Annotated in this window: 21 protein-coding genes; 9 read left to right on the top strand and 12 right to left on the bottom strand. The window is 69.2% G+C overall.

Features of this window, described 5'->3' with window-relative positions:
- Positions 1-25: 25 nt before the first annotated feature.
- From G6G98_RS16455 to G6G98_RS16415, 9 genes are all read right to left on the bottom strand, one after another.
- The gene (locus G6G98_RS16455) at positions 26-1129 is read right to left on the bottom strand and encodes a polysaccharide deacetylase family protein (protein ID WP_164234885.1); all 1104 of its coding nucleotides are present in this window, start codon (positions 1127-1129) and stop codon (positions 26-28) included.
- A 6-nt stretch (positions 1130-1135) separates the two neighbouring features.
- Positions 1136-2251, bottom strand: a complete 1116-nt coding sequence (locus G6G98_RS16450) for an adenosine deaminase (RefSeq protein WP_067357735.1) — start codon at positions 2249-2251, stop codon at positions 1136-1138.
- Positions 2252-2301: 50 nt separating this feature from the next.
- Positions 2302-3594 carry a thymidine phosphorylase gene (locus G6G98_RS16445; protein ID WP_208321528.1) on the bottom strand — a complete coding sequence of 431 codons (1293 nt, stop codon included), beginning with the start codon at positions 3592-3594 and terminating at the stop codon, positions 2302-2304.
- Positions 3594-3992, bottom strand: a complete 399-nt coding sequence (locus tag G6G98_RS16440) for a cytidine deaminase (RefSeq protein WP_067357742.1) — start codon at positions 3990-3992, stop codon at positions 3594-3596. Before G6G98_RS16440 ends, G6G98_RS16445 begins: the two co-directional genes overlap by 1 nt.
- Positions 3993-3994: 2 nt before the next feature.
- Positions 3995-5278, bottom strand: coding sequence for an ABC transporter permease (locus G6G98_RS16435; protein ID WP_432207080.1), 1284 nt, complete (start codon positions 5276-5278; stop codon positions 3995-3997).
- Positions 5278-6582 carry an ABC transporter permease gene (locus tag G6G98_RS16430; RefSeq protein ID WP_067357749.1) on the bottom strand — a complete coding sequence of 435 codons (1305 nt, stop codon included), beginning with the start codon at positions 6580-6582 and terminating at the stop codon, positions 5278-5280. Before G6G98_RS16430 ends, G6G98_RS16435 begins: the two co-directional genes overlap by 1 nt.
- Positions 6579-8093 carry an ABC transporter ATP-binding protein gene (locus G6G98_RS16425; RefSeq protein WP_164234886.1) on the bottom strand — a complete coding sequence of 505 codons (1515 nt, stop codon included), beginning with the start codon at positions 8091-8093 and terminating at the stop codon, positions 6579-6581. The genes G6G98_RS16430 and G6G98_RS16425 overlap by 4 nt, the downstream gene beginning before the upstream one ends.
- A gap of 149 nt (positions 8094-8242) precedes the next feature.
- Complete coding sequence (locus G6G98_RS16420; protein WP_067357753.1) at positions 8243-9355, bottom strand: BMP family lipoprotein; 1113 nt, start codon at positions 9353-9355, stop codon at positions 8243-8245.
- Between the two features lie 147 nt (positions 9356-9502).
- On the bottom strand, positions 9503-10618 hold the full coding sequence (locus G6G98_RS16415; protein ID WP_067357819.1) for a mannose-1-phosphate guanylyltransferase: 1116 nt from the start codon (positions 10616-10618) through the stop codon (positions 9503-9505).
- Between the two features lie 216 nt (positions 10619-10834).
- Here G6G98_RS16415 and sdhC point away from each other — a divergent pair, with 216 nt between their 5' ends.
- The 6 genes from sdhC (at position 10835) to G6G98_RS16385 (ending at position 16434) form a co-directional block, all read left to right on the top strand.
- Positions 10835-11269, top strand: coding sequence for a succinate dehydrogenase, cytochrome b556 subunit (sdhC, locus tag G6G98_RS16410; protein WP_208321527.1), 435 nt, complete (start codon positions 10835-10837; stop codon positions 11267-11269).
- Complete coding sequence (locus G6G98_RS16405) at positions 11269-11712, top strand: succinate dehydrogenase hydrophobic membrane anchor subunit (RefSeq protein ID WP_067357760.1); 444 nt, start codon at positions 11269-11271, stop codon at positions 11710-11712. Before sdhC ends, G6G98_RS16405 begins: the two co-directional genes overlap by 1 nt.
- A gap of 22 nt (positions 11713-11734) precedes the next feature.
- A complete protein-coding gene (gene sdhA, locus G6G98_RS16400; RefSeq protein ID WP_164234887.1) occupies positions 11735-13561 on the top strand; it encodes a succinate dehydrogenase flavoprotein subunit in 1827 nt (608 codons plus the stop codon).
- A 1-nt stretch (position 13562) separates the two neighbouring features.
- Entirely contained in the window at positions 13563-14321 is a 759-nt protein-coding gene (locus G6G98_RS16395; RefSeq protein WP_067357766.1) for a succinate dehydrogenase iron-sulfur subunit, read from the top strand.
- A gap of 88 nt (positions 14322-14409) precedes the next feature.
- Positions 14410-15531 (top strand): YihY/virulence factor BrkB family protein, encoded by a 1122-nt coding sequence (locus tag G6G98_RS16390; RefSeq protein WP_067357769.1) that lies wholly within the window; start codon positions 14410-14412, stop codon positions 15529-15531.
- Between the two features lie 9 nt (positions 15532-15540).
- The gene (locus G6G98_RS16385; RefSeq protein WP_067357772.1) at positions 15541-16434 is read left to right on the top strand and encodes an exodeoxyribonuclease III; all 894 of its coding nucleotides are present in this window, start codon (positions 15541-15543) and stop codon (positions 16432-16434) included.
- A gap of 12 nt (positions 16435-16446) precedes the next feature.
- Here the strand turns inward: G6G98_RS16385 and G6G98_RS16380 are convergent, their stop codons facing one another.
- A complete protein-coding gene (locus tag G6G98_RS16380; RefSeq protein ID WP_164234888.1) occupies positions 16447-16758 on the bottom strand; it encodes a hypothetical protein in 312 nt (103 codons plus the stop codon).
- 57 nt (positions 16759-16815) lie between these two features.
- On the opposite strand from G6G98_RS16380, the gene trpS reads away from it, so the two are divergent.
- Entirely contained in the window at positions 16816-17820 is a 1005-nt protein-coding gene (gene trpS, locus G6G98_RS16375; protein WP_084788486.1) for a tryptophan--tRNA ligase, read from the top strand.
- 238 nt (positions 17821-18058) lie between these two features.
- The gene (locus tag G6G98_RS16370) at positions 18059-18502 is read left to right on the top strand and encodes a hypothetical protein (RefSeq protein ID WP_067357822.1); all 444 of its coding nucleotides are present in this window, start codon (positions 18059-18061) and stop codon (positions 18500-18502) included.
- A 9-nt stretch (positions 18503-18511) separates the two neighbouring features.
- Here G6G98_RS16370 and pth read toward each other — a convergent pair whose 3' ends face one another.
- The gene (gene pth / locus G6G98_RS16365; protein WP_067357781.1) at positions 18512-19093 is read right to left on the bottom strand and encodes an aminoacyl-tRNA hydrolase; all 582 of its coding nucleotides are present in this window, start codon (positions 19091-19093) and stop codon (positions 18512-18514) included.
- A 112-nt stretch (positions 19094-19205) separates the two neighbouring features.
- Positions 19206-19817, bottom strand: a complete 612-nt coding sequence (locus tag G6G98_RS16360; protein ID WP_067357784.1) for a 50S ribosomal protein L25/general stress protein Ctc — start codon at positions 19815-19817, stop codon at positions 19206-19208.
- A gap of 227 nt (positions 19818-20044) precedes the next feature.
- Here G6G98_RS16360 and G6G98_RS17250 point away from each other — a divergent pair, with 227 nt between their 5' ends.
- Positions 20045-20170: a hypothetical protein gene (locus tag G6G98_RS17250; RefSeq protein ID WP_279587597.1), complete on the top strand. Its 126-nt coding sequence runs from the start codon at positions 20045-20047 to the stop codon at positions 20168-20170.
- Positions 20171-20350 lie beyond the last annotated feature (180 nt).

Below are 20350 nucleotides of genomic sequence, written 5' to 3'. Positions count from 1 at the left end.
GCCCATCCTCCCCTGCTGCGTCCGCTCAGCCGATTCGCGTGATCAGCGCGTCGAGCCCCATCCCGTAGTCGATGCGGACCACGGGGAGCGCGTACTTGTCCGTGCCGATCGCCACGTAGCCCGGTTCGATGGTCCTGGCCATCTCGAACCCGGCCTGCGCGACGCCCTGCTTCGCGGTGTCGTTGTAGTGGCCGAACGGATAGGCGATCACCTCGCGCACGCCGAGCACATCGGCGGACGCGCTCAGGTCCGCGGCGATCTCGTCAGCGGTCCAGTTCACCATGCGGCCCTCGCCGCTCGCTCCGGCCTGATGCATGTCGTGGGTGTGCGAGCGCCGCAGCACGTACATCGACGGCGGCGGGTCCTGCCGGTACGCGGTGATCATGAACGACGTCGCCAGCAGGCGGTTCCTCTCGATCACCGGCACCGCGAGATCGAACCAGGTCTGGTCGGCGTCGTCGTCGGTGATGATCACCGAGTGCGCGGGAAGGTAGAGCCGTCCGTCGATGAACGCGCTGAGCTCGTCCCACGTGGGCAGATAGAAGCCGGTCGTCGCGATGTGGTCCATCTGCGCCTCGAAGTCGCCGATGTACGCGTAGTTCCCGCGAAGCCACCCCGACTCGCCCTCGGGCTTCGCCGTGAACTGGTGGTACATGAGGATCGGGATCTGCGCGTCCTCCGCGATGTTCTCCTCGGGCGTCTTCCACGCGGCGAAGAGCTCGATCCGCTGAGCGGTGCACACCACCGGGTCCGCGCCGTTCACCCGGCCCGCGATGCTGAACGCCGCCGCATCGGCCTCTGAGCCGTACCAGCCGGCGAACACCCGTCCGTCGGCGGCGGGGATCGGCAGGGCCTGGTACAGCCCGTTCTGCCACTGGAGCATCGGCTCCGCCGGTGCTCCCTCGCCCACGAAGGTCACGGCGCAGGCGAGCGGATCGCCGGCCTCCGCCACGAGCTGCTCGGCGGGCGAGAGCGGATGCTCGATCGACGCCGCCACCTCCCTCGGCGCCTGCGCCTCGGGTGCACGAGTGAACCAGGCGTACGCTCCGGCCGCTCCCCCTCCCAGGAGGACGACCGCACTGATGATGACGGCGACGGCCCTGCGTCGCCTGCTCCCCCCGGATGTCACCTGCGGTCAGATGTCGAAGCCGTCGGCGATCATCTCGACGAGTTCTTCGCGCTCCTCGACGGGCAGGAACGCGGCGGCGGCCGCGTTGAACTGGAACGTCTCGAGGTCGTCGAGGTCGTACTCGAAGGTCTCGACCAGCAGCGCCAGCTCCCGCGTCAGCGAGGTGGCGCTCATGGTGCGGTTGTCGACGTTCACGGTGACGGCGAACCCGAGCTGGTAGAGCAGGTCGAACGGGTGGTCGGCGAGCGTGTTCCCCCACGCGGCGATCGCCCCGGTCTGCAGGTTCGACGACGGCGACAGCTCCAGCGGGATCTCCCGGTCCCGCACCCACCGGGCCAGGTCGCCGAACTGCACCTGCACCTCGTCGCCCTCCTGGGTGACGACCTGCAGGTCCTCCGCGATCCGCACCCCGTGCCCCAGGCGCAGCGCCCGCCCGTCGATCAGCGCCGACCGGATCGAGGCGAGGCCCGCGGCCTCACCGGCGTGCACTGTCACGGGGAAGAACTGCTCGGCGAGGTAGTCGAACGCCGCACGGTGGTTCGACGGCGGGAACCCGTCCTCCGGGCCCGCGATGTCGAACCCGACCGCACCACGGCCACGGAAGTCCACCGCCAGCTCCGCGATCTCCCGCGCACGATCGGTGTGACGCATCGCCGTGATCAGCTGTCCGACGCGGATGCTGCTGCCGGCGCGGTCAGCGGCGTCCTCGCCCTCCTCGATGCCCTGCTGCACCGCCTCGACGGCCTGCTCCAGGCTGAGACCGCGGCTGAGGTGCTGCTCGGGCGCCCAGCGCACCTCGCCGTAGATGACGCCGTCCGCGGCCAGATCCTGGACGAACTCCCGGGCGACGCGGGTGAGCCCTTCCTCGGTCTGCATGACGGCGGTGGTGAGATCGAAGGTCTTCAGGTACTCGACCAGCGAGCCCGAGTCGCTCTGCGTCGCGAACCACTTCCCCAGCGCGGCGGGCTTCGACTCCGGAACCTCGAGGCCGATGGCATCCGCGAGCTCGATGATGGTCGCCGGGCGCAGAGCGCCGTCGAGGTGGTCGTGCAGCGACACCTTCGGCAGTCTGCGCAGGGACGCGCCCTGGATGGTGACGTCGCCGTTCGCGTCGATCGACATGGGATTCCTCTCGGTCGCGGGGTTCGCTCAGTTCAGGCTAGTGGTCGCGGTCACGCCGTGATGCGCTCGCGCACGATCGGGCCGGCCGCAGGAGCCTCGTCGCCGATGGCCCACGAACCCTCCAGCGCTTCGAGGGCACGGGGGAACCGCGCCTCCTCGGCGGCGGACAGCGTGAACAGCGGCTGGCCGGCGACCACCCGGTCACCGGGCTTGGCGTGCAGGTCGATGCCGGCCTCGAAGATCACCGGGTCCTCGGCGCGGGCGCGGCCGGCGCCGAGGCGCCAGGCGGCGATGCCGAACGGCAGGGCCTCCATGCGGGACACGACGCCGTCCGCGGGGGCGGTGACGACGTGCGTCTCGCGGGCGGTGGGAAGCGGAGCATCCGGGTCGCCGTCCTGCGCGCGGATCATGGCCTTCCAGCTGTCCATCGCCCTGCCGTCGTCGAGGGCCGCCTCGACGTCGGCATCCGGCTGACCTGCCAGGGCGAGCATCTCCCTGGCGAGGGCGACGGTGAGCTCGCGGACGTCGGCGGGGCCGCCGCCTGCGAGGATCTCGACCGACTCGCGGACCTCGTTGGCGTTGCCGATGGCGAGGCCGAGCGGCACGTTCATGTCTGTGAGCAGCGCCGTCGTCGCGACGCCGGAGTCCGTGCCGAGCGCGACCATCGTGCGGGCGAGCTCGCGAGCGCGGTCGATGTCCTGCATGAAGGCGCCGGAGCCGAACTTCACGTCCAGCACCAGCGCGTCGGTGCCCTCGGCGATCTTCTTCGACATGATGCTCGAGGCGATCAGCGGGATCGCCTCGACGGTGCCGGTGACGTCGCGCAGCGCGTACAGCTTCTTGTCCGCGGGGGCGAGACCGGAGCCCGCCGCGCAGATCACGGCGCCGACATCCGACTGCATCTGCGCGAACATCTCCTCGTTGCTGAGCGCCGCGCGCCAGCCGGGGATCGACTCGAGCTTGTCGAGGGTGCCGCCGGTGTGGCCGAGACCGCGACCGGACAGCTGCGGCACCGCGACGCCGAAGACGGCGACCAGCGGTGCGAGCGGCAGCGTGATCTTGTCGCCGACGCCGCCGGTGGAGTGCTTGTCGACGGTCTTCTTGCCGAGGGTCGCGAAGCTCATCCGCTCCCCCGAGGCGATCATCGCGTCGGTCAGCACACGGATCTCGTCGCGCTCCATGCCGCGCTGGAACACGGCCATCGCGAACGACGCCATCTGCGCGTCGGAGACGTAGCCGCGGGTGTACGCGTCGACCATCCAGCGCAGCGCCGGCTCCGGCACCGCGCCGCCGTCGCGCTTCGCGCGGATCACGTCGACGGCGTCGTAGGGCTCAACAGACATCAGCGAACGTCCTCCAGGTCTCGGGGGCCGAACGCGTCCGGCAGCACCTCATCGATCGTGCGGATGCCGGAGACGGTCTCCAGCAGCATCCCGGGCATGGCGTGCTCGAACAGCAGCTGACGGCAGCGGCCGCACGGCATGATCGTCTGCCCCTCGTTGTTCACGCACACGAAGGCGACGAGCTTGCCGCCGCCGGACATGTGCAGGTCTCCGACCAGCGCGCACTCGGCGCACAGCGTCACCCCGTACGAGGCGTTCTCCACGTTGCACCCGGCGACGATCCGTCCGTCGCCGACGAGAGCGGCGGCGCCCACGCGGTAGCGCGAGTAGGGCGCGTACGCCTTCGTCATGGCATCTGCGGCGACCTGGCGCAGCTCGTCCCAGTCGATGTCGGTCATCGTCACCCCTTGATGTACGGCTTGCCGTCGGCCGCGGGCGCCTTGATCTGGCCGGCGAAACCGGCCACCGCGAGCAGGGTGACCACGTAGGGCAGCATGAGCATGAACTCGCCAGGGATCGGCGTCTTGAGGATCGTCAGCAGGTTCTGCAGGTTCGTCGCGAAGCCGAAGAGCAGCGCGGCGAGCGTCGCCCTGATCGGGTCCCAGCGGCCGAAGATGACCGCGGCGAGGGCGATGAAGCCGAGACCGGCAGTCATGTCCTTGCCGAACTGCGGCACCGAGACGAGCGTGAAGTACGCGCCGCCGATGCCGGCGATGGCGCCGGCCAGCAGGACGTTCCAGAACCGGGTCGCGTTCACCTTGATGCCCACGGTGTCCGCCGCCTTCGGATGCTCGCCCACGGCGCGGACCCGCAGACCCCACTTCGTGCGGTACAGGCCCCACGCCACGAGTGCGACGGTCACGAACATGAGGTACACGATGATGGTCTGGTTGAACAGCACGGGGCCGATGATCGGGATGTCGCTGAGCAGCGGGATCTCCAGACGGTCGAAGCGCACCGGCGTGTTCAGCCTCTCCTCGTTCGGAGCGAGGAGCGCGCCGTACAGGAAGCCGGTGAGTCCGGTGACGAGGACGTTCAGCACCACGCCGACGATCACCTGCTCGACGAGGTACTTGATCGCGAAGGCCGCGAGCACGCTCGCCACCAGGACGCCGCCGATCATCGCGCCGATGAGGCCGACGAACGGGTTGCCGGTGATGCTGGAGAGGAGCGCGGCGGCGAATGCGCCGAGGAGCAGCTGCCCCTCGATGGCGACGTTGACGACGCCGGCGCGCTCGCCGATCACGCCGCCGAGGGCGCCGAACACCAGCGGCACCGAGAGCGAGACGGCACCCACCAGGAGGCTGGTGACCGGCACCAGCCCGCCCGCCGACGCCCACACGAGGAAGGCGAAGACGGCGAGCACGCCGAACACGATCACGATCCACAGCGCCGGCGTCCGGTAGCTCCACGCCTGCAGGAAGGCAGCCACGACGAGCACCACGAGGACGCCGATCAGCACCCAGCTGGTCGGGCCCGTCGGCAGCGGAACATCGGGCAGCGCGAAGGCCGAGGAGGCGTCGCCGAGCCGGAAGATGCTGGTGCCGGTGCGGGGCACCAGCACGAACAGCAGGGCGAGCAGGGCCGTGGCCACGGCCAGGGAGACCGGGGTCTTCAGCTTGCGCTCGCGAACCGTCGCGAGCTGGACGGTGCCGTCTGCGGCCTCTGTCTGCACGAGCGACATCATGCGGTCACCGCCTTCTTCGCAGCCTTGGCTCTGGCCTTGACGGCCTTCTCCACATCGGACTTGGGGAGGAAGAACACCGTGCGCAGCAGCGGCGGCGCGGCGATGAACAGCACGACGAGCGACTGGACGACGAGCACGATGTCGACCGGGATGTCCTGGGCCTGCATCGAGAAGGAGCCGGCCTTGAGCGCGCCGAAGAGAATGCCGGCGGCGAAGGTGCCCCACGCGCGGCTGCGGCCGAGCAGCGCCACGGTGATGGCGTCGAATCCGATGCCCGCGTCGATCGTCTCGGTGATGCCGGAGGTGACCGCGCCCTGGAGCTGGTTCATGCCCGCGAGGCCCGCCAGGGCACCGGCGAGCAGCATGGCGTAGACGTAGATGCGCTGCACGCTGATGCCCGCGGCCCTCGCCGCGTTCGGGTTCTCCCCCACGGCGCGCATGCGCAGGCCGAGCGCCGAGCGCTCGATCAGCCACCACACGAACAGCGTGGCGATGACGACCAGGACGAATCCGAGGTCCAGCAGCGGGAACTTGTCTCCGAGCAGCTCGGGGAACTGCGCGGACTCCGGCGTCGCGAAGCCGAGCGCCTGGTTCGTGCCCGGCTTCTGCAGGAGCCCCGGCGTGCGGATCATCCACAGCAGCAGGTAGTACGCGACGTAGTTGAGCATGATCGTGAGGATCACCTCGTGCGCGCCGGTGCGCGCCTTGAGGAGACCGGCGATCGCGCCCCACAGCGCGCCGCCGGCGATGCCGGCGATCAGGGTGACCGGGATGTGCAGCCACATCGGCAGGTCGAGGGAGAACGTCATGAGGCCTGCGACCGCGACGCCGATGAGCATCTGCCCGCGGGCGCCGATGTTGAACAGGCCGACCCGGAATGCGAGGGCCACGCCGAGACCCGCGGCGATCAGCGGGGCCGCGAATCCGAGGGTGTTCGTGAGCGGGCGGATCTGCGCGGCGAAGTCCGCGCCGCGGGCGTTGAAGATCGCGCCGCGGAACAGCGCCTCGTAGCCGTTGTACACCGCGTTCCAGGCTGCGGCGATCGTGTCACCCGGGCGGGCGAAGAAGTAGCCGGATGCCGCCTGGACGTCGGAGTTGGTGAAGGCGATGAGCACGCCGCCGACGAGCATCGCCAGGACGATCGCGAGGATCGTGGTGACGGTGCTCCCGCGGAGCATCTCCTTGATGACGACGTTGGCGCGCGGAGGGGGCGGCACTTCGCCGGGCTCGGATCGGAAGGGGGCCGTGGGCGGAGGAACCTCGCCCGCCGCGGCGCTCGTACCGGGGGTCGCGTCGCTCATGCGGCCACCTCTCCCTCTGCTGCTCCGGCCATCATGAGGCCGAGGGTCTCTCGTGGGGTGTCGCCGGGGACGATCCCGACGATGGTGCCGCGGTACATCACGGCGATCCGGTCGGCGAGGGCTGCCACCTCGTCGAGCTCGGTGGACACGACGACCACGGGGATTCCGGCGTCGCGCGTCTCGATGATGCGCTTGTGGATGAACTCGATCGAGCCGACGTCGACGCCGCGCGTCGGCTGCGCGGCGACGAACAGCCGGAGCTCCCTGCTCATCTCGCGGGCGATGACGACCTTCTGCTGGTTGCCGCCGGACAGGGTGCCGGCGAACGTCTGCGGCCCCTGCGCCCGGATGTCGTACTCGCTGATGCGCGCGCGGGCGAACTCGTCGAGCGCGGCCCGGCGGATGGTGCCCGCTGTGCTGAAGGCGGGATCGGACGTGCGGTCGAGGATGAGGTTCTCGGCCACCGAGAACGTGCCGACCAGGCCGTCCTCGTTCCTGTCCTCCGGCACGAACCCGACGCCGGCGTCGAGGATCCCCCGCACGCTCCTGCCGACCAGCTCCGTCCCGTCGAGGGAGATCGAGCCCTCCACGCGCGCGGCGAGACCGACGATGGCCTCGACCAGCTCGGTCTGGCCGTTGCCCTGGACTCCTGCGATCGCGAGGACCTCCCCGGGGCGCACCGCGAAGTCGATGCCGTCGACGACGATGGCGCCGGTCGGGGTCAGCACCCGGAGGCCCTTGACCTCGAGCCCGCCGGTGCCGGGACGCGGCGGCTCCTTGTGCACCGTGAGCTCGACCGCGCGGCCGACCATGAGCGACGCGAGCTCGGCGTTCGTCGCGGTCGGCGACGCCTCGCCGACGATGCGGCCGAGACGGACGATGGTGATCCTGTCGGCGACCTCGCGCACCTCCCGCAGCTTGTGGGTGATGAACACGATCGCGGTGCCCTCCTCGCGCAGCTGCCGCATGATGCCCATCAGCTCATCGGTCTCCTGCGGGGTGAGGACGGCGGTCGGCTCGTCGAACACGAGAACCTTCGCGTCGCGCGACAGCGCCTTGATGATCTCGACCCGCTGCTGGACGCCCACGGGCAGGTCGCCGACGATCGCATCCGGATCGATGTCGAAGCCGAACCGCTCGGCGACGGCGCGCACGTGTGCGCGCGCCTTCGCGATGTCGAGGGTGCCCAGCCCCTTGGTCTGCTCGTGTCCGAGCATCACGTTCTCGGCGACGGTGAACACCGGCACGAGCATGAAGTGCTGGTGCACCATGCCGATGCCCGCCGCCATCGCATCGCCCGGCCCGCGGAAGTGCTGCACGACGTCGTCGAGCAGGATCTCGCCCTCATCCGCCTGATACAGACCGTAGAGGACGTTCATGAGCGTGGACTTGCCCGCGCCGTTCTCGCCGAGCAGCGCGTGGATCTGACCCGGCTCGACGACGAGGTCGATGTGGTCGTTCGCCACGAGGCTGCCGAATCGCTTTGTGATGCCGCGAAGTTCGAGCTTCATATCTGCACCTTATCCAGAAGAATCCATGGAATCGCACCCTTTTCTCCGGGGCATCCGGAGGGAGTGCGGACAATCGTCGTCGCCCGTCCACGGAGCGGGGCGAGTGACCTTCACGGCCACTCGCCCCGCCCCTGGAACCTGGGATCAGATCACGGGGAGTTCGGGGACTCCACCGTGATGTCGCCGGCGATGATCGCCTCCTGCAGCGCCGCGATCTCGTCGAGCAGGCCGTCGGGCAGCTCGCCCTCGAAGTCGCCGAATCCGGAGAGCTTGACGCCCTCGTTCTCGAGCGTGCCGACGTAGGGCTCCGGGTCGAACTCGCCGGCCGCGGCGGCGGTGGTCGCATCCTTCACGGCCACATTGATCGCCTTCATGATCGAGAACATCGTCACGTCCGCCACGCTCGGATCGGCGACCGCGAGGTCGCTGTCGACACCGACCATCAGCGTGTCCTTGCCGCTGTCGGCGATGGCTGCCGCAGCGCTCTGGTAGATCGGTCCGCCGACGGGGAGGATCACGTCGACGCCCTGGTCGAGCACGCCCTGAGCGGTCTGCTTGGCGGTGTCGTTCGCATCGAAGCCGCCGGTGAACGAGCCCTTCTGCGTCGCGACGTCCCAGCCGAAGACCTCGACGGCTGCCGACTTGTCCTCGTTGTACTTCTCGACGCCGAGCGCGAAGCCGTCCATGAACACGGCGACGGACGGGATCTGCATGCCGCCGAACGTGCCGACCTTGTTCACGCCGCTCTGTGCGGACCAACCGGCCGCGGCGTATCCGCCGAGGTAGGCGGCCTGAGCGGTGTCGAAGACGAGCGGCTTGATGTTCGGAGCATCCGTGGTGCCGTCGAAGTCGGTGTCGGCGTAGTCGTCGATGATCGCGTAGTCGATCTCGGGGTTCGCGAGTGCAGACTCGACCGTCGCGGCCGCGAGCTTGAAGCCGACCGAGACGATGAGCGAGCAGCCCTCGGACACGGCGGTCTCGAGGTTGGGCGCGTAGTCGTTGTCGTTGGCCGACTCGAACTCGAGCGGCTTGATGCCGAGCTCGTCGGCAGCGGCGTCCATGCCCTCCTTGGCCGACTGGTTGAACGACTTGTCGTTCCAGCCGCCCGCGTCGGAGATGAGGCAGGGGAGGAAGTCGGAATCGACCGGCTCCTCCGCGCCGCCCGGAGTCTCGGTGGGCGCCTGACCGCAGCCGGCGAGAGCGAAGACGACGCCGGCGGCGATCGTCGCGCCGAGAAGCTTCTTGGTGGTGGAGATGGTCAACTGATGCCTCCTCAACGAACCCGCGGCCATCGCGGATCGCTCAAAGTTACCTACTGTTGCGACATTTGTGCATACCTCGGCGGCTGACGCTAGCGAAAGGTTACAAACCTGAAATCAATACCGCGGATGAGCATGTGGGAGTGCTCATCAGAGCACGTCGCCGCGCCCGGTGAGCTTGAGGGACTCCACCACTCCCTTGACGCGCTGCGCGTGCTCGACGGTGGTGACGAGAAGGGCGTCGGGGGTGTCGACGACGACGATGTCCTGGACGCCGACGAGGCTGATCACGCGTGAGGTCTGGCTCACGAGGATGCCGCTCGCGGCGTCCGACAGCACTCGCGCGTGCGGGCCGAGCACCGCGAGGTCGTTCTTGCGCCCGTTGAGGACGAGCTTGGCGAGAGAGGCGAAGTCGCCGACGTCGTCCCAGTCGAAATGGCCGGGCACGACCGCCAGGCGACCGCGCTTCGCCGCGGGCTCGGCGACCGCGTAGTCGATGGCGATCTTCTTGAGCCGCGGCCAGATGCGGTCTACCGCCGGCCCCCGGCGCTCGCGGTCGTCCCATGCCTCCGCGAGCTCGATCAGCCCGGCGTGCAGCTCCGGCTCGTTCGCCGCCAGCTCGTCGAGGAGCACGCTCGCCTTCGCGATGAACATGCCGGCGTTCCAGAGGTAGCCGCGGTCGGCGATGTACGCCTTCGCCGTCTCGAGGTCGGGCTTCTCGACGAAGCTCTCCACGAGTGCGGCCTCCCGCGCGCGGTCGACGACGAGCTCGGGACCCTTCTTGATGTAGCCGAAGCCGACCGCCGGCTCCGTCGGGGCGATGCCGATCGTGCAGATGTAGCCCTCGCGGGCGACCTCGACGGCGTCGCGCACCGCGAACTCGAACACCCGGGTACCGCGGATGACGTGATCGGCACTGAAGGAGCCGATGATGACGTCCGGATCGCGCCGGTGCAGGATCGCCGCCGCGAGACCGATGGCCGCCGCCGACTCGCGGGGCTCCGACTCGAGGAAGACGTTGAGGTCGGGGATGCCGGGGAGCTGCTCCTCGACCGCGGCGCGGTGCGCGCGACCGGTGACCACGGCGATCCGGTCCGGACCGGCGAGCGGCGACAGCCGGTCCCAGGTGTCCCGCAGCAGGGAGTGACCGGAGCCGGTGAGGTCGTGCAGGAACTTCGGCGCATCCGCACGGGACAGCGGCCAGAGCCTGCTGCCGATGCCTCCGGCCGGGATCACCGCGTAGAAGTCCTTGATCGGTTCGCTCACCTCGCCAGGGTACCCGCCGCCCATCATGTCGAGAGGCTCTGGACACGATGCAGAAAGACTCTCGACATCGAGAGACTTAGGCTCCCCTTCGTCGCTCCCAGCCACTTGACAGGAATAGGATGGACTCCGATCGGCCGTGCCTGCTGCTTCACCAGGCTCACACTTGGACCACCGCAGTGCACGCGACCGAGTCGTTTCGATCCAGGGAGGACGACCGTGTCCGCAGGCGCTCGCTTGACACCGTCGATTTCGGAGACCACTTCCAAGAGCCCCCGCGGAACCCTCTACCGGGGTCGCGAAGGCATGTGGTCGTGGGTGCTTCACCGCATCACCGGAGTCGCGATCTTCTTCTTCCTGTTGGTGCACGTGCTCGACACGGCGCTGATCAGGGTGTCGCCGGAGGCGTACAACGCCGTCATCGGCACCTACAAGAACCCGATCATGGCCCTCGGCGAGGTCGTGCTGGTCGCCGGCATCGTGTTCCACGCGATGAACGGCCTCCGCATCATCGCCGTCGACTTCTGGTCGAAGGGCGCGAAGTACCAGCGTCAGCTCTTCTGGGGCGTGCTGCTGGTGTGGGGCGTCATCATGGCCGGCTTCGTGCCCCGCCATCTGATGCTCGCGTTCGCCGGATTCGGAGGGGGTCACTGATGACCGCGCAGACCGTCGCCGCACCCGCCCGCCGTCAGCGCGGGGTCAACCTCGAGAAGTGGGGCTGGGTGTTCATGCGCGCCTCGGGCATCGTGCTCGTCGTGCTGATCTTCGGCCATCTGTTCGTCAACCTCATGGTCGGCGACGGCATCCACGCCCTGGACTTCGCGTTCATCGCCGGCAAGTTCGCCTCGCCGTTCTGGCAGTGGTGGGACGTGCTGATGCTGTGGCTCGCGCTGATCCACGGCGCGAACGGGATGCGCACGATCGTGAATGACTACGTCACGACGGAGAAGGTGCGCAAGGCGCTCGTCGGCGCGCTGGTCCTCGCCGCGGGCCTCCTCATCATCCTCGGCACTCTGGTCGTCTTCACCTTCGACCCGTGCCTGGGCGTGACCGAGTCGAGCAGCCTGTGGGACACCTGCCAGGCCGTGGCGAACTGACAAAGAGAAGGCATACGAAAAAGTGACTACTGAGGCCCAGGATTCCGTCGTCCGCGACGGCGTGCACTACCACCAGTTCGACATCGTCATCGTGGGCGCCGGCGGCGCCGGCATGCGCGCCGCGATCGAGGCGGGTCCCGGTGCGCGCACCGCCGTGATCACCAAGCTGTACCCGACGCGCTCCCACACCGGCGCCGCGCAGGGCGGCATGGCCGCCGCGCTCGCGAACGTCGAGGAGGACAGCTGGGAATGGCACACCTTCGACACCGTCAAGGGCGGCGACTACCTCGTCGACCAGGACGCGGCGGAGATCCTCGCCAAGGAGGCCATCGACGCGGTCATCGACCTGGAGAACATGGGCCTGCCGTTCAACCGCACCCCCGAGGGCAAGATCGACCAGCGCCGCTTCGGCGGCCACACGGCCGAGCACGGCAAGACCCCGGTCCGCCGCGCCTGCTACGCGGCCGACCGCACCGGCCACATGATCCTGCAGACGCTGTTCCAGAACTGCGTCAAGCTCGGCATCAACTTCTTCAACGAGTTCTACGTGCTCGACCTCATCACGGTGAAGGATGCCGACGGCAAGACCCAGGTCGCGGGCGTCGTCGCCTACGACCTCTCCACCGGCGAACTGCACGTCTTCCACTCGAAGGCCGTGATCTTCGCCACCGGCGGCTTCGGCAAGATCTTCAAGACGACCTCGAACGCGCACACCCTCACCGGTGACGGCGTCGGGATCGTCTGGCGCAAGGGCCTCCCCCTCGAGGACCTCGAGTTCTTCCAGTTCCATCCGACCGGTCTCGCCGGCCTCGGCATCCTCCTCACCGAGGGAGCCCGCGGTGAGGGCGCGATCCTGCGCAACGCCTCGGGTGAGCGCTTCATGGAGCGCTACGCGCCCACCATCAAGGACCTCGCTCCGCGTGACATCGTCGCGCGCTGCATGGTCCAGGAGGTCCTCGACGGCCGCGGCGCCGGCCCTCACAAGGACTACGTGCTGCTGGACTGCACGCACCTCGGCGCCGAGGTCCTGGAGACCAAGCTCCCCGACATCACCGAGTTCGCGCGCACCTACCTCGGTGTCGATCCCGTCGTCGAGCCGGTGCCCGTGATGCCCACGGCGCACTACGCGATGGGCGGCATCCCGACCAACAACAACGGCGAGGTGCTGGCAGACAACGACACCGTCGTCCCCGGGCTCTACGCCGCGGGCGAGTGCGCCTGCGTCTCGGTGCACGGAGCCAACCGCCTGGGCACCAACTCGCTGCTGGACATCAACGTGTTCGGCAAGCGCAGCGGCCGCAACGCGGTCGAGTACGTCAAGACGGCCGACTTCGTGCCGCTGCCGGAGAAACCGGCGGCGTTCGTGTCCGGCATGCTCGAGGGCCTGCGGAACAACCAGGGCACCGAGCGCATCGCCGTGCTCCGCAAGACGCTGCAGGACGAGATGGACAAGGGCGCCCAGGTGTTCCGCACCCACGAGTCCCTCCAGCACGTGCTGGGCGTCATCGCGGACCTCCGCGAGCGCTACAAGAACGTGCACGTCGACGACAAGGGCCACCGCTTCAACACCGACCTCCTCGAGGCCGTCGAGCTCGGCTTCCTCCTCGACATCGCAGAGGTCGTCGTCTACGCCGCGCAGAACCGCGAGGAGAGCCGCGGCGGTCATATGCGAGACGACTTCCCGGACCGCAACGACGAGAAGTACATGAAGCACACCATGGCCTACCTCACCGGCGATCCGCACTCGTCCGACCCGAGCGATCACATCAAGCTCGACTGGAAGCCGGTCGTGTTCACGAAGAACGAGCAGGGCGAGTTGAACTACCCGCCGATGGAGAGGAAGTACTGAGATGTCGAATGCCGTCGCCGAGGCTCCGACGAACGACAGCGGAGTCCAGTCCTTCCTCGTCACCTTCAACATCCGCCGCTTCGACCCGGAGGTCGACGCGGAGCCGCACTGGGTCGACTACGACGTGGAGCTGTACTCCACCGACCGCGTGCTCGACGCCCTGCACAAGATCAAGTGGGAGGTCGACGGCTCGCTGACCTTCCGCCGCTCCTGCGCGCACGGCATCTGCGGCTCGGACGCGATGCGCATCAACGGCCGCAACCGCCTCGCGTGCAAGACGCTGATCAAGGACCTCGACATCTCGAAGCCGATCTACGTCGAGGCGATCAAGGGCCTGCCGCTGGAGAAGGACCTCGTGGTCGACATGGAGCCGTTCTTCGCCTCCTACCGCGAGGTGCAGCCGTTCCTCGTCGCGAACTCCGTGCCGGAGAAGGGCAAGGAGCGCATCCAGACGATCGCCGACCGTGAGATCTTCGACGACACCACGAAGTGCATCCTCTGCGCCGCGTGCACGTCGTCGTGCCCGGTGTTCTGGACCGACGGGCAGTACTTCGGCCCCGCCGCGATCGTGAACGCGCACCGGTTCATCTTCGACTCGCGCGACGACAACGCCGCCGTGCGCCTGGACATCCTCAACGACAAGGAGGGCGTCTGGCGCTGCCGCACGACCTTCAACTGCTCCGAGGCGTGCCCCCGCGGCATCGAGGTCACCAAGGCCATCGCCGAGGTCAAGCAGGCGGTGCTGCGCGGTCGCCCCTGACCGGCATCCTGATCCGGCGAACGGGCGGGTTCCCTCGGGAGCCCGCCCGTTCCCGCGTCCCGGCCCGTCGCGCCGATAGGGTGAGGGCGTGTCCGAGCCGCTCCCGCTTCGCGCCGTCGAGCGCGTCACGCAGCTGAAGGACCGCACGCTCGCGGCCTTCCCCGTCCGGGTGTGGCGCAACTTCTCGTTCAAGAACGGCTTCCTGCTCTCCGCCGGGATGAGCTACTACGTGCTGTTCGCGCTCTTCGCTCTCCTGTACGTGGCGTTCGCCGGCGCGGGACTCTGGCTCGGCGCCAGCAGCGCCGCGATCGACGCCCTCGTGCGGGTGATGAACACGTACATCCCGGGCCTGATCGGCGACGACGGCGTGTTCACCGTGTCCGACGTCACCGGGATCGCCCGCTCCTCCGGGGGCGTGCTCGGGGTGACCGGCGCCTTCGCGCTCGGGGTCGCGCTGTGGACCGCGGTGGGTGCGGTGACGTTCACCCGGCGCGCCGTGCGCGACCTGTTCGGCCTGCCGTTCGACACGAGGGCGTACTGGCTGCTGAAAGCACGGGACTTCTTCGCCGCGACGGTGTTCGGCGGAGCGATGCTCGTCGGCGCCGTGCTGAGCTGGGCGGGCGTCTGGGCGCTCGAGCAGATGTATCACCTGCTGGGATGGAGCACCGGCTCCTGGCTCTTCGACGCCAGCGTGCGCATCTTCTCCATCGGCGTGGCCTTCGTGCTCGACGCCGGCGCTCTCGCCCTGCTCGTGCGCTTCCTCGCCGGCACCACGCTGCGCTGGCGCTACGTCGGGCCGGGAGCCGCGCTCGGCGGGGGCGCGATGGTGGTGCTGCAGCTCGGCGCCGGCCTGCTGCTGTCCCGGGTGCCGAGCAATCCTCTGCTCGCCTCGTTCGCGGTGATCGTCGGCCTCCTGCTCTGGTGCCGGTGGCTCGCGATCGTGCAGCTTCTGGCCGTCTCGTGGATCGCCGTGACCGCCGAGGACAACGATCAGCCGCTGGAGCGCGAGGACGAGACCGCCGCCCGCCTGGCCGAGGAGGAGGCGCTCGTGCTGGCTGCCAGGGTGCGGCTGCGCCGAGCCGTCGAAGAGGCCCGCGATGCGCCCTGGTATCGCCGCGCCGGTGCCCGCCGTGCGGTCGCCCGCGCCCAGGAGTCGCTGGCGGATGCCGAGAGCGAGGCCGAATCGGGGAATGTCGGACCCCGCCCCTAGGCTGGAAGCATGCCTCATCTGCGTATCGCCACGGTCAATGTCAACGGGATCCGAGCGGCGGCTCGCAACGGGATGGGCGCCTGGCTGGATGCCGCGGACATCGACATCCTGACCCTGCAGGAGGTCCGCGGGCAGGACGAGCACCTCGAGGCGGCCCTCCCCGGCTGGACCTTCGTCCACGACGAGGCGACCGCAAAGGGTCGCGCGGGCGTGGCCATCGCCAGCCGCACCCCGGCGATCTCGTCGCGCACCGACTTCGGAGACGCCGACTTCGACTCGAAGGGCCGCTGGATCGAGGCCGACTTCCTCATCGGCGACCGTCCGCTCACGGTCGTCAGCGCCTATGTGCACACCGGCGAGGCGGACACCCCGAAGCAGGACGAGAAGTGGAAGTTCCTCGATGCGATGAGTGCGCGCATGGCGGAGCTCGGTGCGGACGGGGCCCTCGCACTCGTCACCGGTGATCTCAACGTCGGACACCGGCCCCTCGACATCCTCAACTGGAAGGGCAACGTCAAGAAGGCAGGGTTCCTCGCACGCGAGCGCGCGTACTTCGACCGCTTCCTCGGCGCCGCGGGTGACCCCGTGACCGGGCAGGAGGGCATCGGCCGCGGGATGGTCGGACAGCTCAGCGACACCAGACCGTTCGCATCCGAGGGCGGCGGCGTCGGCCTCGGCTGGGTCGACATCGGCCGGATGATCCACGGCGAGGTCGACGGCCCGTACACGTGGTGGTCGATGCGCGGAAAGGCGTTCGACAACGACTCCGGGTGGCGGATCGACTACCACCTCGCGACCCCGGCTCTCGCCCAGCGCGCGACGGCCTACCACGTGGCCCGTGCCGCCGCCTATGACCAGCGATGGAGTGATCACGCCCCCGTGGTCGTCGACTACTCCTACTGAGTCCGCGGTCGCTCAGGCGGTGAGCAGCGCCGTGACCAGCCCTGCCGCCACCGCGAGGTAGCCGATCAGACTGCCGAGGAACGCCGTCGCGCGGAGCCGCGGCGTGAAGATCAGCGGGATGCCGAGCGCCGTGACGAGTCCGGCGCCGAGAGCGAAGAACGTGCCGAAGATCAGCGCATAGCCGTGCGGATCGTCCCCTCCCCCGCCGAAGCGGCTGCTCAGCGCCATCGACGCGAACACCGCGAACGCGCTCCCGAACAGGATCACCAGCAGGATGCCGAACGCCGGGACGACCCCGTCCGAGCCTCTCCCGTTCCGCGACACAGGCCGAGTCTGCCAGCCCGGCAGAAGGCGCACCAGCATCCCCATAGGATTGATACCGTGACGAAACCTCGCCTTTACTCGGGAATGCAGCCCTCCGCCGACTCGCTCCAGATCGGCAACTACATCGGCGCGCTCCTGCAGTGGCGGGATCTGCAGAGCTCCTACGACGCGTATTTCTCCGTCGTCGACCTGCACGCGCTCACCGTCGCGCAGGATCCTGCGGTGCTGCGCGAGAAGACGCGCCGCACCGCCGCTCAGTACATCGCAGCCGGCATCGAGCCCTCGCAGTCGACGCTGTACGTGCAGTCGCACGTGCGGGCGCACGCCGAGCTCGCCTGGATCCTCTCCACGATCACGGGCTTCGGCGAGGCCGGCCGCATGACCCAGTTCAAGGACAAGTCCGCCCGCTACGGCGCCGACGCCACCAGCGTGGGCCTGTTCACCTACCCGGTGCTGATGGCCGCCGACATCCTGCTGTACCAGACCGATGTGGTGCCGGTCGGCGACGACCAGAAGCAGCACGTCGAGCTCACCCGCGATCTCGCGGAGCGCTTCAACTCGCGCTTCGGCGAGACGTTCGTCGTGCCGCGCCCGGTGATCCAGAAGGACACCGCGCGGATCTACGACCTGCAGAGCCCGACCTCGAAGATGTCGAAGTCCGCGGAGAGCGACGCCGGGGTGATCTGGATGCTCGACGACCCGGCGAAGACGGCGAAGAAGATCATGCGCGCGGTCACCGACAACGAGGGCTCCGTGCGCTTCGACAGGGAGAACAAGCCGGGCGTCTCGAACCTCCTGACGATCTACGCGGCGCTCACCGGCCGCCAGGTCGCCGCCATCGAGGACGAGTACGCGGGTCGTGGCTACGGCGACTTCAAGAAGGGGCTCGCGGAGGTCGTCGTCGGCGAGTTCGAGCCGGTCCGTGCGCGGGCCCTGGAGCTTCTGGACGACCCTGCCGAGCTCGACCGGATCCTTGCGGAGAACGCCGCCAGGGCGGATGCCGTGGCGGACGAGACCCTCGGCGCCGTCTACGACCGGGTCGGTCTGCTGCGCCGGGTCTGACCGCCCTCGCCCCTAGGATGGGGGCGTGATCGATCCGCAGCTGCCCCCGCCCGGCGCCGTTCCTCCCGTACCGCCCGCACCCACGGGCGAACCGCAGCCTGCGACCCCCTTCCCGACGCCGCCTCCGCCCTACACCGCGCCCGCACATGCCTATCCCCCGGTCCCGCCTGCCGTGTATCCGGCAGCTCCTCCGTCCGCGCCCGCGCAGGTCCAGCCGGCCCCTCTTGGGGCCTACCAGGTGCCGGTCGGCGGCTACGCCGCCCCCGCCGGCGCCTACGCCGTCCCGGCGACACCGCAGCGGCAGTCCGGGTCCCTCGGGATTCTGGCGCTGATCCTCGCCCTGGTGGCCGCCGTCGTCGCGCCCATCATCGCCGGCGCGGCCGGTTTCGAGATCGGCGCCCGCATCCCCGCCGGTCTCACCGACGCCGATCCGAACGACCCCGACTTCCTCGCGCTGCTCTCCCCCGCGCGTGATCAGGTGCTCTGGGCCGAGATCGCGTTCTGGGCCGGAACCCTCGCAGGCATCGCCGCGATCGTCGTCGGCATCCTCGCGATCCGGAAGCGGCAGCGACGAGGACTCGGGATCGCGGCACTGGTGCTCGCCGCGCTCGGTCCGATCCTCTACACGGTCGTGCTCACGGTGACCTTCGGCGCGGGGACGGCAGCCGGCTTCCTGCCCTGACGCGCCGGCTCAGCGCGGGGCGTGGTGCTTCTGCTGCGCGGCGAGCAGCCCGTCGGCGACGAGAAGCTCCACGGCGTCCGCCGCATCCGAGACGAGGATGGGCAGGTTGGTCCGCTCGTCCTTGCCGAACGGCGAGAGAACCCAGTCGGCGGGATCCTGACGGCCCGGAGGGCGCCCGATGCCGACGCGCACACGCGGGAAGTCCGCCGTCGTGAGCGCCTTGGCGACGTCGCGGACGCCGTTGTGACCGCCGGGGCCACCGCCCACCTTCAGCTTGACCGTGTCGAACGGGATGTCGAGCTCGTCGTGCACGACGACGACCCGCTCCGGCGGAACCGAGTAGAACCGGGCGAGAGCGGCGACCGGCGTGCCGGAGACGTTCATGAAGGTGTTCGGCTTGGCGAGCACGAGCTTGTCGGCTCCGGGGCGCAGCCAGGTCTCCACGACCCTGGCGCCGCCCTTGTGCTCGCGGAAGCTCTCGCCGCGGCGCGCGGCGAGCTCGTCGACCACCATCTGGCCGACGTTGTGCCTGGTCGTCTCGTAGCGCGGGCCCGGGTTGCCGAGTCCCACCACCAGCCAGGTGGATGCCATGTCCTCGTCCTTTCACGCCGGGTCCGCGACCCGGTCAGGATACGACAGAGGGGGCGCGATGTCCTCGCGCCCCCTCTGCGATGAAGCTGTCAGGCGATGAAGCCCGCGGAGGTCACTCCGCGGCGGCCTCCTCGGCCGGAGCCTCCTCGGCGGAAGCCTCCGCCGCCTCGTCCTCGGCGGCAGCCGCCGGGACGGAGACCGCGACCACGAGGACCTCGGGGTCGGAGAGGAGCGTCGAGCCCTTGGGGAGCGCGACGTCGGCGGCCGTGATGTGCGCGCCCTCCTCGAGGCCCTCGACGGAGACCTCGATGTGCTCGGGGATGTGCGTCGCCTCGGCCTCGATGGAGAGGGTGGTGGCGTCCAGGTTCACGATGGTGCCGGCAGCCGACTCGCCCGTCACGACGACGGGGATGTCGATGGCGACCTTCTCGCCCTTCTTCACCACGAGCAGGTCGATGTGCTCGATGATCTGGTGCACCGGGTCCTTCTGCACGTCCTTGACGAGGGTCAGCTGGTCGCCCTTGCCGTCGATCTCGAGCTCGAGCACGGCGTTGGCACGACGGACGATGAGCGAGACCTGGTGGCCGGGCAGAGCGACGTGCACCGGCTCGGTGCCGTGGCCGTAGATGACGGCGGGGATCTTGCCTGCGGCGCGGAGGCGACGGGCGAAGCCCTTGCCGAAGCTCTCGCGGAGCTCGGCGTGGACCTTGGTGTCTTCAGACATGAGGTTCTCCTTCGGGGCACGCAGCGAATCGGCCGCGCGGTGGTCTTGGAATCATGATCTCGTGCGCAGACGCGTGAGGAAAGCCACCGGGCTTGCTTCGCCGCGTCGATAACGGACGTCCGCGCACGCGCGAAAGCGTCCCTCGCCGAGGTACTCCCCCAATGGTACCGGATGACCCGGTAGGCTGAGGACACTCGATCTCTTCCACGCAGAACACGGAGCATCACATGTTCGACGGCGCCTTCTTCTCGCACGCACTCGCCTGGCTCATCGGCGCGATGACCGTGTGCGCCGCCGGCCTGACCTTCGCCGCCCTGTTCTCGCTGGGCCGCTCCGGCTACCGCAAGGACTGAGCCGGCTCCGGTACGCGCCCCGCTCCCCGGGCGCGCGTGAGGACGGGATGCCAGAAGGACGACACACGGGCGGACGCCGTGCTCTCGTCGCGATACCCTGAAGCCATCCCCCTACTTCACGATCGAGGAGCATTCTGTGCCCGAAGCATCAGCGAACATCGGAGTCGTCGGACTCGCCGT

The organism is Microbacterium hydrocarbonoxydans (assembly GCF_011752045.1).
Classification (GTDB): domain Bacteria; phylum Actinomycetota; class Actinomycetes; order Actinomycetales; family Microbacteriaceae; genus Microbacterium.
Note: the sequence above shows the minus strand (reverse complement) of the source record. Positions and strands in the feature narration are given on the sequence as shown.

Bases quoted from the DNA above. Each gene is read 5' to 3' on its own strand.
- G6G98_RS16450 (WP_067357735.1), bottom strand. From the start codon at position 2,251: ATGTCGATCGACGCGAACGGCGACGTCACCATCCAGGGCGCGTCCCTG.
- G6G98_RS16360 (WP_067357784.1), bottom strand. From the start codon at position 19,817: ATGTCTGAAGACACCAAGGTCCACGCCGAGCTCCGCGAGAGCTTCGGC.
- G6G98_RS16430 (WP_067357749.1), bottom strand. From the start codon at position 6,582: ATGAGCGACGCGACCCCCGGTACGAGCGCCGCGGCGGGCGAGGTTCCT.
- G6G98_RS16435 (WP_432207080.1), bottom strand. From the start codon at position 5,278: ATGTCGCTCGTGCAGACAGAGGCCGCAGACGGCACCGTCCAGCTCGCG.
- G6G98_RS16425 (WP_164234886.1), bottom strand. From the start codon at position 8,093: ATGAAGCTCGAACTTCGCGGCATCACAAAGCGATTCGGCAGCCTCGTG.
- G6G98_RS16395 (WP_067357766.1), top strand. From the start codon at position 13,563: ATGTCGAATGCCGTCGCCGAGGCTCCGACGAACGACAGCGGAGTCCAG.
- G6G98_RS16385 (WP_067357772.1), top strand. From the start codon at position 15,541: ATGCCTCATCTGCGTATCGCCACGGTCAATGTCAACGGGATCCGAGCG.
- G6G98_RS16405 (WP_067357760.1), top strand. From the start codon at position 11,269: ATGACCGCGCAGACCGTCGCCGCACCCGCCCGCCGTCAGCGCGGGGTC.
- G6G98_RS16445 (WP_208321528.1), bottom strand. From the start codon at position 3,594: ATGTCTGTTGAGCCCTACGACGCCGTCGACGTGATCCGCGCGAAGCGC.
- G6G98_RS16440 (WP_067357742.1), bottom strand. From the start codon at position 3,992: ATGACCGACATCGACTGGGACGAGCTGCGCCAGGTCGCCGCAGATGCC.
- pth (WP_067357781.1), bottom strand. From the start codon at position 19,093: ATGGCATCCACCTGGCTGGTGGTGGGACTCGGCAACCCGGGCCCGCGC.
- G6G98_RS17250 (WP_279587597.1), top strand. From the start codon at position 20,045: ATGTTCGACGGCGCCTTCTTCTCGCACGCACTCGCCTGGCTCATCGGC.